General features: G+C 45.1%; 19 protein-coding genes. All 19 read left to right on the top strand.

The features are described from left to right. Positions 1 to 144 precede the first annotated feature (144 nt). The 19 genes from PCAR9_RS17580 (at position 145) to rplQ (ending at position 12,540) form a co-directional block, all read left to right on the top strand. Entirely contained in the window at positions 145 to 1,539 is a 1,395-nt protein-coding gene (locus tag PCAR9_RS17580) for a DUF4397 domain-containing protein (protein ID WP_179984718.1), read from the top strand. 132 nt (positions 1,540 to 1,671) lie between these two features. Continuing rightward, a complete protein-coding gene (locus PCAR9_RS17575; protein WP_179984717.1) occupies positions 1,672 to 3,780 on the top strand; it encodes a GAF domain-containing hybrid sensor histidine kinase/response regulator in 2,109 nt (702 codons plus the stop codon). A 220-nt stretch (positions 3,781 to 4,000) separates the two neighbouring features. After that, positions 4,001 to 4,369, top strand: a complete 369-nt coding sequence (gene rplN / locus PCAR9_RS17570) for a 50S ribosomal protein L14 (protein ID WP_012519228.1) — start codon at positions 4,001 to 4,003, stop codon at positions 4,367 to 4,369. 12 nt (positions 4,370 to 4,381) lie between these two features. Next, positions 4,382 to 4,696, top strand: a complete 315-nt coding sequence (gene rplX, locus PCAR9_RS17565; RefSeq protein ID WP_014950912.1) for a 50S ribosomal protein L24 — start codon at positions 4,382 to 4,384, stop codon at positions 4,694 to 4,696. 17 nt (positions 4,697 to 4,713) lie between these two features. Continuing rightward, positions 4,714 to 5,253, top strand: coding sequence for a 50S ribosomal protein L5 (gene rplE, locus PCAR9_RS17560; protein ID WP_012519226.1), 540 nt, complete (start codon positions 4,714 to 4,716; stop codon positions 5,251 to 5,253). 12 nt (positions 5,254 to 5,265) lie between these two features. Then, entirely contained in the window at positions 5,266 to 5,571 is a 306-nt protein-coding gene (rpsN, locus tag PCAR9_RS17555) for a 30S ribosomal protein S14 (protein ID WP_179984716.1), read from the top strand. 13 nt (positions 5,572 to 5,584) lie between these two features. Then, positions 5,585 to 5,977, top strand: a complete 393-nt coding sequence (gene rpsH, locus PCAR9_RS17550; protein WP_012519224.1) for a 30S ribosomal protein S8 — start codon at positions 5,585 to 5,587, stop codon at positions 5,975 to 5,977. Between the two features lie 13 nt (positions 5,978 to 5,990). Then, positions 5,991 to 6,524: a 50S ribosomal protein L6 gene (gene rplF / locus PCAR9_RS17545; protein ID WP_118491876.1), complete on the top strand. Its 534-nt coding sequence runs from the start codon at positions 5,991 to 5,993 to the stop codon at positions 6,522 to 6,524. A gap of 12 nt (positions 6,525 to 6,536) precedes the next feature. Further along, complete coding sequence (gene rplR, locus PCAR9_RS17540) at positions 6,537 to 6,890, top strand: 50S ribosomal protein L18 (RefSeq protein WP_014950908.1); 354 nt, start codon at positions 6,537 to 6,539, stop codon at positions 6,888 to 6,890. Between the two features lie 9 nt (positions 6,891 to 6,899). Beyond that, positions 6,900 to 7,400, top strand: coding sequence for a 30S ribosomal protein S5 (rpsE, locus tag PCAR9_RS17535; RefSeq protein WP_012519221.1), 501 nt, complete (start codon positions 6,900 to 6,902; stop codon positions 7,398 to 7,400). Between the two features lie 6 nt (positions 7,401 to 7,406). Next, positions 7,407 to 7,586: a 50S ribosomal protein L30 gene (rpmD, locus tag PCAR9_RS17530; protein WP_012519220.1), complete on the top strand. Its 180-nt coding sequence runs from the start codon at positions 7,407 to 7,409 to the stop codon at positions 7,584 to 7,586. A gap of 3 nt (positions 7,587 to 7,589) precedes the next feature. Beyond that, the gene (gene rplO, locus PCAR9_RS17525; protein WP_012519219.1) at positions 7,590 to 8,024 is read left to right on the top strand and encodes a 50S ribosomal protein L15; all 435 of its coding nucleotides are present in this window, start codon (positions 7,590 to 7,592) and stop codon (positions 8,022 to 8,024) included. Positions 8,025 to 8,029: 5 nt separating this feature from the next. After that, positions 8,030 to 9,349: a preprotein translocase subunit SecY gene (secY, locus tag PCAR9_RS17520; protein ID WP_012519218.1), complete on the top strand. Its 1,320-nt coding sequence runs from the start codon at positions 8,030 to 8,032 to the stop codon at positions 9,347 to 9,349. Positions 9,350 to 9,387: 38 nt separating this feature from the next. After that, positions 9,388 to 9,504, top strand: a complete 117-nt coding sequence (rpmJ, locus tag PCAR9_RS17515; RefSeq protein ID WP_012519217.1) for a 50S ribosomal protein L36 — start codon at positions 9,388 to 9,390, stop codon at positions 9,502 to 9,504. 175 nt (positions 9,505 to 9,679) lie between these two features. Beyond that, on the top strand, positions 9,680 to 10,036 hold the full coding sequence (rpsM, locus tag PCAR9_RS17510; protein WP_012519216.1) for a 30S ribosomal protein S13: 357 nt from the start codon (positions 9,680 to 9,682) through the stop codon (positions 10,034 to 10,036). 14 nt (positions 10,037 to 10,050) lie between these two features. Then, positions 10,051 to 10,443: a 30S ribosomal protein S11 gene (gene rpsK / locus PCAR9_RS17505; protein ID WP_012519215.1), complete on the top strand. Its 393-nt coding sequence runs from the start codon at positions 10,051 to 10,053 to the stop codon at positions 10,441 to 10,443. Positions 10,444 to 10,467: 24 nt separating this feature from the next. Next, a complete protein-coding gene (gene rpsD / locus PCAR9_RS17500; RefSeq protein ID WP_012519214.1) occupies positions 10,468 to 11,088 on the top strand; it encodes a 30S ribosomal protein S4 in 621 nt (206 codons plus the stop codon). A gap of 19 nt (positions 11,089 to 11,107) precedes the next feature. After that, entirely contained in the window at positions 11,108 to 12,097 is a 990-nt protein-coding gene (locus tag PCAR9_RS17495; protein WP_039217818.1) for a DNA-directed RNA polymerase subunit alpha, read from the top strand. 41 nt (positions 12,098 to 12,138) lie between these two features. After that, positions 12,139 to 12,540 carry a 50S ribosomal protein L17 gene (rplQ, locus tag PCAR9_RS17490; protein ID WP_012519212.1) on the top strand — a complete coding sequence of 134 codons (402 nt, stop codon included), beginning with the start codon at positions 12,139 to 12,141 and terminating at the stop codon, positions 12,538 to 12,540. Positions 12,541 to 12,616: the final 76 nt, after the last annotated feature.

Below are 12,616 nucleotides of genomic sequence, written 5' to 3'. Positions count from 1 at the left end.
ATAGCGTAAAGCTCTGAACTAAGACCTTCTCAGATAGCCATATCGCTGTATTGTGCGAGCCAATATAAGCACTTTCTACGTGTGCCTGCTTGTGTTAACGCAGTCTTAAACCAATAAAGAACAACTTCAAAGGACATTCAATTTATGCAATTGACCTCTCACTCTTTGCTAAGGGGAACCTGGTTCCGTGCAGCGGCAATGGGGCTTGTAGCGCTACTAGGGCTTACCGCATGTGGTGGCTCAGACAGTAGTAGCTCAGATTACTCTTATGCTTACATACAGTTTTATAACGCATCACCTAACGGCGCGAATGTTGAAATGCGAGAGGTTGATGGAGATAGCTTTGGTTCAGCTCAATTTGGTGATGCTACCTCAATGTACTCGATGGATGATGGCGAATACGAAATTGAGTTCATTCGTACTGACTCAGATGACCAAGAAGTTTACATTGACGAAATTACCGTAGATTTAAAAAATGGCTATAAAACCATCGTTGTGATGAGCGGTGATTTTAGCAACCCGACTTTCACTACCTATTCGTATGAGCGCGAAACTCTAGAAGACCATTTCCGTTTGTTTGCGCTCTCTGTGGCCGTAGATGACTCATCATATGATTTCTACATGAGTGAATCGGGCGATCCGTTTGAAGCGGCTAATTTTCTCGGCACAGTGACCACTGGTGACATGATAGAGTTCGACTATTGGGATGCTGACGACGACAGCGAATACTTCGATGAAGATGAGTATACAATTTACCTTACTGAACCAGGTAGTGATGAGGTTGTATTTGAATCTCAAACGATAGACTTCGTTTATGAAACCGAGTATTTAATGACCCTTCGTGACGTAAGTGGCGCTATTCAAGAAGGGCTTGTGGTAGACACGGTATTAAATTCTTCAACAGTGACAGCCTTGACCGATGTTGAAGCTGATTCGCAGTATCGTATATACAACTCGACTAATCTTGATGCCGAGCTAAACGTTACCTTTGGCGGCAATACAGACGAAGAAGATGTGAGCTTTACGCTAGCCGCGGGTGAAATGTCTGAATTTAGTGCTATCCGCTATGGCGATTATCGCGTAACCGTTACTGACCCGTCAGGTACAGTTACATCGCTTAGCAATAAGCTAATCACCCTTAACCAAGGTGAGAGTAAAGCTATTCTTATCTACAACACTAACAACCAGTTAGGTGCAGCAACCTTTGTTGAAAGTGGTTTGCCGCAGGCTTATGACAAGACCGTTAACTTCATCAACTTAGTTAGCGACTTCGATGATGTGGACTTTTACTTAGTAAGAAACGACGAAACCATTGATACCGCAGAATATGATATACAAAACCTGGAGTTTGCAGAAAGCACCAGTGAAGTGCTGCCGTCAGATTATTACGAAGTAATTGCGGTGTACGAAGATGAGAACGAAGAGCAAGTGCTTCTAGATAGAACCTCTCTATATGGTTTTACTGAAGAGGAAAACTACATCGTGACGGTAGAGCCAGCAGACACAGCGACAGGATATGAAATTAACGTGCTTTATTAATCAGTTAGTCTATTTATTATACTAATTGATAATAGGGAAAACTTTCATCTCGCGAAATATCCCATAAATTTAAAAGGTCAATGTTAATACATTGGCCTTTTTTATTTGCAGTCTGGGAGGGCTAAAATCCTCATGAGTATTATCCGAGACCTACAAGAAATATCTAATGATAAGGCTTTGTCGTTAGATAAAAAGTTAGAGAGTTTGCTGTGTATCGGTACAGAAGCGCTTCGTTTAGAAACAGGGATCGTTAGTAATATTCAAGGAGAGCGGTATAGCGTACTAAGTGTTGTCACGCCCAACGGTGACATACCAAAAGGCGCTGAATTTTCCCTTTGCGATACGTATTGTGCTGATGCAGCTAGGGCCGACTCTGTCATTGCTTACCATAATATCGATGTGCAACCTGGTGCTTCGCACCCGTGTTTCGATAAATACACACTAAAAAGCTACCTCGCTTCTCCTATCCGCGTATTCGGTGAGTTTTACGGTACGGTAAACTTTTCTTCACTGTCTTCAAGAGATGAACCGTTTAATGAACTAGAAACCGATTACTTACTACTGCTTGCCACCTGGATTGGCAATGAACTCGAACGACAGCAGTCTATGAGTAATCTGAATGCCCAAAAGGTCGTGTTTGAAGAGCGAAACTCTTTGTTAAAACAAGTCACAAATTTGGCTGGAGTCGGAACATGGGAATTAGATATAGAAAGCGGCTCAGTAATCTGGTCGGGTGCACTAAAGCGCATGTTCCATGTTCACAGCGAGCGCTCCATGCAGGCCGAAGATATATTAAAATTTATTCCCGATGAAGTTCATCGTAAAAGGTACGCAGAACAGTTTGAGCAAATGAAGCAAACAGGGCAGGATTTCCTTTACAAAGTGGAGATCCGAACCGATGCAGGTGAAACCCGCTGGATTGAAAGCAGAGCCCATCCGATAATGGATAACGGCAGGTGCGTTAAGGTAGTAGGTGCTACCGTCGATATTACGCAAATGCACATAGACAAGGCTGTACTTCAGCACAAAAGCGATTTGGCGCAAAACGCGCTTAAAGCCAGAGGTGATTTTTTGGCGAATATGAGCCAAGAAATACGTACCCCAATTCATGGTGTTCAGGGGATGCTAGAAGCACTTATGGCGTCGCCTCTAAATTCGAAGCAAATGGAATTAGCCTCCCTAGCTGTGCAAAGCGCAGACTCCCTCTTAAATATTGTGAACGACATTTTAGATTTTTCAAAAATAGACGCAGGGGAGTTGGCCTTTGAAGACGCCCCTACCAACTTTGAAGAAACGATTGAAGAACAGATACCCATGTTTACAAGGCTTGCCCAGGAAAAAGGGTTAACGTTCAGCGTAAATACTGCAGCGCTTAAAGGGCAAACTTTTATTGCCGATAAGTTGCGGTTAGGGCAGGTACTCATCAATCTGGTCAACAACGCATTTAAGTTTACCAAAGAAGGTGAGGTGACGGTTGAAACAAGATGCGTGCGTTACGGTAAAGGGCGCTATCGAGTTAAATTAATAGTGACTGACACGGGAATTGGTATCAGCGCTCAGCAGCAGAAAATCATTTTTACCCCGTTTATGCAAGCGGACAGCTCAACACAACGGATGTTTGGCGGTACAGGCTTAGGCTTGTCAATTGTTAAACAAATAGTGGAGCACTATAACGGAAAAATTGAAGTGAGCAGTGAGTTGGGTATTGGTGCTCGCTTTACCGTTACGCTTACATTAGATGATGCAAATGCGGGGGCTATTGCAGAAAAAACAGTAGCGCAGAACGATGCCTACATACCAAGCAAAGAGGAGCTAAGGGCGTTTAAGGCACTAGTTGTTGAAGATAATGAGATAAACCAGCTCGTCATTAAAGAACAGTTAAGAGAGATAGGTATTATCAGTGATTTAGCAGTAAACGGTGAGGAAGCTTTAGAGAATGTTAAGCGTTCAATGGCTGAAAAAGCTCCCTACGCGCTAATATTTATGGACTGCCACATGCCTATTATGGATGGGCTAGAGGCAACCAAGCAAATTAGGTTATTGGACCAAGAGACTGCGCAAATACCCATAATCGCCTTAACTGCAAATGTTTCGACAGGAGAAAAAGAAAAATGCTTGAAATCTGGCATGGACGACTTCATATCCAAACCTGTTGGTGTAAGTCGTTTAAAAGAATGTGTTTTCCGACACTTGAGTAAGCAGTTTGTGCATAAGGTTTCTGCGCTAAAAGATCCTGCTTGATAACCTATGACGTGGTTATCAGCCCCGGCTTTTAGTCGGGGCTTTTTTATTGCTCACATAGTTTAAAAATAATTCAATTTACCGCTATCACTTCCCAAAGTTTTCTGTTATTATTTCGCGCCCTTTTTATGGGGGTATGTACATAAAAGCAACGATATCCAGTTGTTTTTAGCAGCACTAACGACTCGGGAGAGTCTTAATTTAAGAGCGGAGCACTAACATGATCCAAATGCAAACTAACCTGGACGTTGCAGACAACAGCGGCGCTCGCAGGGTTCAGTGTATTAAGGTTCTTGGTGGCTCGCATCGCCGTTATGCAGGTATCGGTGACATCATCAAAGTTACTGTTAAGGAAGCAATTCCTCGCGGTAAAGTTAAAAAAGGTGACGTACTGAATGCAGTGGTGGTGCGTACTAGAAAAGGCGTTCGTCGTGCAGATGGTTCTACCATTCGTTTTGACGGTAACGCGGCTGTTATGCTTAATGCTAACAAGCAACCAATTGGTACGCGTATCTTTGGCCCGGTTACCCGTGAGTTGAGAAGTGAAAACTTCATGAAAATCATCTCATTGGCCCCAGAGGTACTATAAGGAGTCACGATAATGGCTAATAAAATTCGTCGTGATGATGAAGTAGTCGTATTAGCGGGTAAAGACAAAGGCAAACAAGGCAAAGTCCTTAAAGTGCTTATTGCTGATAACCGTGTAATTGTAGAAGGCGTTAATCTTGTCAAGAAGCACACTAAGCCAAACCCACAACTGGGCGTAGCTGGTGGCATCGTTGAGAAAGAAGCTTCTATTCACGTTTCTAATGTTGCGATTGTTAACCCGGCAACGGGCAAAGCAGATCGCGTTGGTTTCCGTTTCGAAGATGAGAAGAAAGTACGTTTCTTCAAGTCTAACGGCGAACTTGTTTAATTATATTGGAGAGTACGATGGCGAAACTGCATGATTTCTATAAAGAAACAGTAGTAGCTGAACTTGCTAAGCAGTTCGGATACAAAAGCGTCATGCAAGTCCCTCGGATTGAAAAAATCACTCTAAACATGGGTTTAGGTGAAGCAGTTGCTGACAAAAAGGTACTTGAGAATGCTCAAGCTGACATGACGGCTATCGCCGGTCAGAAGCCTGTTGTTACAGTTGCTAGAAAATCAGTAGCGGGTTTTAAAATCCGTGAAGGTTATCCGATTGGCTGTAAAGTAACCCTACGCGGCGAGCGTATGTGGGAATTCCTAGAGCGTTTGATTTCAATCGCTATTCCACGTGTTCGCGATTTCCGTGGTTTGAATCCTAAATCATTCGACGGACGTGGTAACTACAGCATGGGCGTGCGTGAGCAAATCATTTTCCCTGAAATCGATTTCGATAAAGTGGATAAGGTTCGCGGTATGGATATTACTATCACTACCAGTGCGAATACTAATGACGAAGCACGTGCTCTGCTGGACGCGTTTAACTTCCCATTCAAAAAGTAGGGGTGTAGGGTTATGGCAAAAGAATCAATGAAGGCACGCGAAGCTAAGCGTACTAAGCTAGTAGCTAAGTATGCTGAGAAGCGCGCCGCACTTAAAGCGATTATCAGCGATGTTAACGTTTCTGAAGAAGAGCGTTGGGACGCTGTTCTGAAGCTACAACAACTGCCACGTGACTCTAGTAAGTCTCGTCAACGTAACCGTTGCCGTGTTACTGGTCGTCCACATGGTTACCTACGCAAATTCGGTCTTAGCCGTATCAAGCTTCGCGAAGCAGCGATGCGCGGTGAAGTCCCTGGCCTTAAGAAAGCCAGCTGGTAAGGAGTAGCTGATAATGAGCATGCAAGATCCTATCGCGGATATGTTTACCCGCATCCGTAACGGCCAGATGGCACAGAAAGTTTCTGTAACTATGCCTTCTTCAAAACTTCGCGTTGCAATCTGTGAAGTATTGAAAGCTGAAGGTTATATTACTGACTTCGCTGCTTCTGGTGACGTTAAGCCTGTTTTAGAAGTTACGCTTAAGTACTTCGAAGGCAAGCAAGTAATTGACACTATCGAACGTGTAAGCCGTCCTGGTCTGCGCATCTATAAGAAAAAAGATGAGCTTCCAAAGGTTATGGGTGGTTTAGGCGTAGCTATCGTGTCGACTTCTAAAGGTGTGATGACTGACCGTGCAGCGCGTAACGCTGGCATGGGCGGTGAGATCATCGGTTATGTAGCATAACGGAGGAGTTGAAATGTCACGTATAGCAAAAGCCCCAGTAGACGTTGTATCAGGTGTAGAAGTTTCTATCTCTGGTCAAGAAGTTACTGTTAAAGGTAGTAAAGGCACTTTGACCCGCGTTTTCAACGACGCTGTAGAAGTTGCACAGGAAGAGAACCAACTTAAAGCACTTCCACGTGAAGGTTTCGCTGACAGCTGGGCACAAGCAGGTACTGCTCGCTCTATCCTGAACGCAATGGTTCAAGGTGTTTCACAAGGTTTCGAGAAAAAACTTACTCTGTTAGGTGTTGGTTACCGTGCACAAGCACAAGGTGCCAAGCTAAACCTTACACTAGGTTTCTCTCACCCTGTAGTATACGAAATGCCTGAAGGCATTACGGTTGAAACTCCTAGCCAAACTGAAATCGTCGTTAAAGGCGCCGATAAGCAGGTGGTTGGTCAGGTTGCGGCGAACATTCGTGGTTACCGTCCACCAGAGCCTTACAAAGGTAAAGGTGTACGTTACGCTGACGAACACGTACGTCGTAAAGAAGCTAAGAAAAAGTAGGTGGGTGATACGATGGATAAGAAAACAGCTCGCATTCGTCGCGCTACTCGCGCACGAGCAAAAATTCGTGAACTGGCCGCGCATCGCTTGGTAGTTAACCGTACACCTCGCCACATCTACGCTCAGTTAATCGCTCCTTGCGGTTCTGAAGTGTTGGCAGCGGCTTCAACTGTTGAGAAAGATCTTGCGAAAGATCTTAAGTCTACAGGTAACGCTGAAGCAGCGACGGTAGTCGGTAAAGCAATCGCAGAGCGCGCGCTTGAGAAAGGCATTAAAACAGTGGCTTTCGATCGTAGTGGTTTCCAATACCACGGTCGCGTTAAAGCATTAGCTGATGCAGCTCGCGAAGCTGGTCTTCAGTTCTAGGAGTTTATAATGGCTAAACAAGACGTTCAAAATGGTGAATTTCTAGAGAAATTGATCGCTGTAAACCGCGTTTCTAAAGTGGTTAAAGGTGGTCGTATCTTTAGTTTCACTGCATTGACAGTAGTGGGTGACGGTAACGGTCGCGTTGGTTTTGGTTACGGTAAGGCACGTGAAGTTCCTGCTGCAATCCAAAAAGCAATGGAAAAGGCTCGTCGCAACATGGTTGACGTAGACCTTAACGGTCACACGTTACAGCACCCGATTAAAGGTCGTCACTCTGGCTCTAAAGTTTACATGCAGCCAGCATCTGAAGGTACCGGTATTATTGCCGGTGGTGCGATGCGTGCAGTACTTGAAGTAGCTGGTGTACAAAACGTACTTTCAAAATGTTACGGCTCTACAAACCCAATCAACGTTGTACGTGCAACAATCAACGCGCTAACAGAAATGAATAGCCCGGCGAAAGTTGCTGCGAAGCGTGGATTGTCTGTAGAAGAAATTTTGGGGTAATCAGACATGGCAACGATTAAAGTAAAGCAAACCAAAAGTGCAATTGGCCGCTTGCCAAAGCACAAAGCTACGCTTAAAGGTTTAGGCCTTCGTAAAATCAACCATGTTCGTGAACTGGAAGATACCCCAGCCGTTCGTGGCATGATCAACCGTGTACATTACATGGTTGAGATAGTGGAGGAGTAAGACATGCGTTTAAATACAATTTCTCCAGCCGAAGGTTCAAAGCCTACTGGTAAGCGTTCTGGTCGTGGTATCGGCTCAGGTCTTGGTAAAACAGGTGGCGTAGGTCACAAAGGTCAAAAAAGCCGTTCAGGTGGCCGTGTTAAGCCAGGATTCGAAGGTGGTCAGATGCCTATCCAGCGTCGTCTTCCTAAGTTCGGTTTCACTTCACGCAAGAGCTTTGTTACTGATCAAGTAACTCTTGCTGAAATCGCGAAGGTTGATGGTGATACTGCGTCTCTTGAGACTTTAAAAGCAGCTGGACTTGTTAAGAAAGAAATCCAGTTCGTTAAAGTTGTAAAGAGCGGTGAAGTTTCACGCGCTGTTACAGTAAGCGGGTTAAAGGTTACTAAAGGCGCTAAAGAAGCGATTGAAGCTGCTGGCGGTAAAGTAGAGGAATAAGCTAGATGGCTAAACCAGGATTGGATTCAGGCGCTAAAAGCGGCTTGAGTGAGCTTAAGGCAAGATTGTTGTTCGTACTTGGTGCGATTGTTGTATTCAGACTAGGTTCTTATGTTCCTATCCCTGGCATCGATCCAGCGGTACTTGCTGACTTGTTCGAGCAACAAAAAGGCACCATTGTAGAAATGTTTAACATGTTCTCTGGTGGTGCGCTTGAGCGTGCATCCGTTCTGGCTTTGGGCATTATGCCATACATTACTGCATCCATTATCATGCAGTTGCTCTCGGTGGTTCACCCACCGATGGTGGAGCTTAAAAAAGAAGGCGAAGCAGGCCGTCGTAAAATTAGTCAGTACACGCGTTATCTAACGCTTGTATTGGCTATCTTCCAATCTATTGGTATTTCGACTGGTTTGCCTAACCTGATTAATGGATTGGTGATAAACCCTGGCTTCGGATTCTACTTTACGGCAGTGGTGAGTCTAGTCACAGGAACTATGTTCCTTATGTGGTTAGGTGAGCAAATTACCGAACGAGGTATTGGTAACGGTATCTCTATATTGATTTTTGCTGGTATTGTTGCCGGTCTGCCAACAGCGATAGGTCAGACTGCGGAACAAGCAAGGCAGGGCGACATTAACTTGTTGTTCCTACTGTTGATTGGCGCAATTGTTATCGCTCTTACATACCTAGTTGTATTTGTAGAGCGCGGACAGCGCAGAATTGTGGTAAACTACGCAAAACGTCAGCAAGGCCGTCAGGTTTTTGCTGCGCAAAGCACCCATTTACCGCTAAAAGTCAACATTGCTGGTGTAATTCCACCAATCTTTGCTTCTAGCATTATTCTGTTCCCGGGTACTATCGCAGGATGGTTCGGACAGAATGAATCAACAGCGTGGTTGCAAGATGTAGCGCTTATGCTATCTCCTGGTCAACCGCTGTACGTGATGTTATACGCAGCTGCGATTATCTTCTTCTGCTTCTTCTACACGGCGTTGGTATTCAACCCGCGTGATACTGCAGACAACTTGAAGAAGTCTGGCGCGTTCATCCCAGGCATCCGCCCGGGTGAGCAAACGTCGCGTTACATTGACAAGGTAATGACTCGCCTTACACTGGCTGGCGCACTGTACATAACCTTTATTTGTTTAGTGCCTGAATTCATGCTAATCGCTTGGAATGTTCCGTTCTACTTCGGTGGTACGTCACTTCTGATTATTGTAGTGGTTATCATGGACTTTATGGCACAAGTACAGACACATTTGATGTCTAGTCAATATGAGTCTGTGCTGAAGAAAGCTAACCTTAAAGGCTACGGCCGATAAGTTAGCCCCTTAATATTGATAGAAAGGGGAAAGATGTAATGAAAGTTCGTGCATCAGTAAAAAAGATTTGCCGTAACTGTAAAGTTATCAAGCGCAACGGTGTTGTGCGTGTAATTTGCAGTTCTGACCCAAAGCATAAGCAGCGTCAGGGCTAATCTAAGCGGAACAAGATATTCGCAAAGCTAAGTAAGCAGAACCTAGATAGTACTTGTCTGGTTCTGCTAGTTTTGTTTTAAAGTATTTTGAACCTTAATTTGCAATTTAGTCGACGGGTAAGTATCCTATCGGGCTTTTTAGGTCGTCGACAAATAAACAAGAGGAGTGCTGTTAATGGCCCGTATCGCTGGCATTAACATTCCTGAGCACAAGCATGCTGTAATCGCTATCCAAGCGATCTATGGCGTTGGTCCCACACGTGCGAAAAGCATTTGTGCGGGTGCTGGTGTTGCAGAAAATACAAAAATCAAAGAGCTAGACGAAGCTACTATTGATAAGCTTCGTGACGAAGTGGCTAAATTCACCGTTGAAGGTGACCTACGCCGTGAAGTCTCTATGAGCATCAAACGTTTGATGGACCTGGGTTGCTTCCGTGGTATTCGCCACCGTCGTAGCTTGCCTCTACGTGGTCAGCGCACTAAAACTAATGCGCGTACCCGTAAAGGTCCTCGTAAGCCAATTAAGAAGTAAACGGGGAGTAAGTTATGGCTAAAGCACCAGCTCGTAGCACGCGTAAGCGCGCTAAACGTCAGGTTGCAGACGGTATGGCTCATATCCATGCGTCTTTCAACAACACAATTGTGACTATTACAGACCGTTCAGGCAATGCACTAGCATGGGCGACATCTGGTGGTTCAGGTTTCCGTGGTTCACGTAAATCTACCCCATTTGCTGCACAGGTAGCTGCTGAGCGTGCAGGTGTTGCTGCACAAGAATACGGTCTTAAGAACCTTGAAGTATTCGTTAAAGGTCCAGGTCCAGGCCGTGAGTCTGCGATCCGTGCTCTTAACGCTACAGGTTATAAGATCACAAACATTACCGATGTGACCCCTATTCCTCACAACGGTTGTCGTCCACCGAAAAAACGTCGCGTTTAATCGACGGACAGTTGGAGAAAGATCATGGCAAGATATTTGGGTCCTAAACTCAAACTTAGCCGTCGCGAAGGAACTGACCTGTTCCTAAAAAGCGGCGTTCGCGCAATCGATTCTAAATGTAAAATCGATACAGCGCCTGGTCAGCACGGTGCCCGTCGTGGCCGTCTGTCTGACTACGGTGTTCAGCTGCGTGAAAAACAAAAAGTTCGTCGTATGTACGGCGTACTGGAAAAACAATTCCGCAACTACTATAAAGAAGCTGCACGTCTAAAAGGCAACACAGGTGAAAACTTGCTACAGCTTTTAGAACAGCGTCTTGATAACGTAGTTTACCGTATGGGTTTCGCTAGCACTCGTGCTGAAGCACGTCAGCTAGTTAGCCACAAGGCGATCATGGTAAATGGTCAAGTTGTGAACATCCCATCGTTTAACGTTTCTGCCGAAGACGTGGTTTCTGTTCGTGAAAAGGCTAAAAAGCAAGCGCGTATCGTTGCTGCTTTGGAACTGGCTGACCAACGTGAGAAGCCAACCTGGATTGAAGTAGACAGCAGCAAAATGGAAGGCACTTTCAAGCGCGTTCCTGAAAGAACTGACCTGTCTGCGGAAATTAACGAACAGTTGATCGTCGAACTTTACTCTAAGTAAAGCTAACTAAAGAGGAAGCATTGTGGGTTCTGTGACTGAATTCCTAAAACCGAGATTAGTTGAGATCGAAAACGTTTCTCCTACTCGTGCCAAAGTAACTTTGGAACCACTAGAGCGCGGCTTTGGCCACACTCTAGGTAACGCCCTACGTCGTATTTTACTGTCATCTATGCCAGGATGTGCAGTTACCGAGGTAGAAATTGACGGCGTTCTTCACGAGTACAGCACCAAAGAAGGTGTTCAGGAAGACGTAATTGAGATTTTGCTAAATCTTAAAGGTTTAGCGGTTCGCCTTGAAGGTAAAACTGAGGCAACCCTAACTCTAGTGAAATCTGGCGCTGGCCCTGTTGTTGCTGGTGATATTCAGCATGATGGCGACGTAGAAATTGCAAACCCTGAGCATGTAATTTGTACTTTAACTGGCGAAGCTGAAATCAGCATGCGCATTAAAGTAGAAATGGGCCGTGGTTATGTACCAGCTTCTACCCGTCGCTCCTCTGAAGAAGATGATCGTCCAATTGGTCGTTTGTTAGTAGACGCTTCATACAGCCCAGTTGAACGTATTGCTTACAGTGTAGAGTCTGCACGTGTTGAACAACGCACAGACCTAGACAAACTAATCATCGACATGGAGACGAACGGTACTTTGGATCCTGAAGAAGCGATCCGCCGTTCTGCTACTATCCTAGCTGAACAGCTAGATGCATTCGTAGACCTACGTGATGTGTCAGAGCCAGAAGCGAAAGAAGAGAAGCCAGAATTCGATCCGATTCTGCTTCGCCCAGTAGATGACCTAGAGCTAACAGTACGTTCTGCAAACTGTTTGAAAGCAGAAGCTATCCAGTACATTGGTGACCTGGTACAGCGCACTGAGGTTGAGCTACTTAAAACGCCAAACCTTGGTAAGAAATCGCTAACTGAAATCAAAGATGTTCTAGCATCTCGTGGTCTTTCTCTAGGTATGCGCCTAGAAAACTGGCCGCCAGAGAGCATCGCTGAAAAAGATTAATCAGGTTTTTATCAAACTGATTTGTAGAGAAGGATAAAACTATGCGCCATCGTAAGAGTGGTCGTCAGTTGAATCGCAACAGCAGCCATCGTCAAGCTATGTTCAAAAACATGGCCGGTTCTTTGGTCAAGCACGAAGTGATCAAAACTACGTTACCAAAAGCGAAAGAATTACGTCGCGTAATCGAGCCTCTAATCACTATGGCTAAAGAAGACAGCGTTGCAAACCGCCGTCTAGCTTTTGCCCGCACTGGTGACAAAGAGGTTGTAGGTAAACTATTCAACGAGCTTGGTCCTCGTTACGAAGCTCGTCCAGGCGGCTACACTCGCATTCTTAAATGCGGTTTCCGTGCTGGCGACAATGCCCCAATGGCATATGTTGAGCTAGTTGACCGTCCAGTTGTAGAAGCTGAAGAAGAAGCAGTAGAAGCAACTGAAGAGTAATTAATACTCGATTAGAAAAAGGGGCCTGAGTGAAAACTCAGGCCCCTTTTTTTGTGTGTACGATTAAAGGCGTGGG

The organism is Alteromonas macleodii (genome assembly GCF_903772925.1).
Lineage (GTDB): Bacteria > Pseudomonadota > Gammaproteobacteria > Enterobacterales > Alteromonadaceae > Alteromonas > Alteromonas macleodii_A.
Note: the sequence above shows the minus strand (reverse complement) of the source record. Positions and strands in the feature narration are given on the sequence as shown.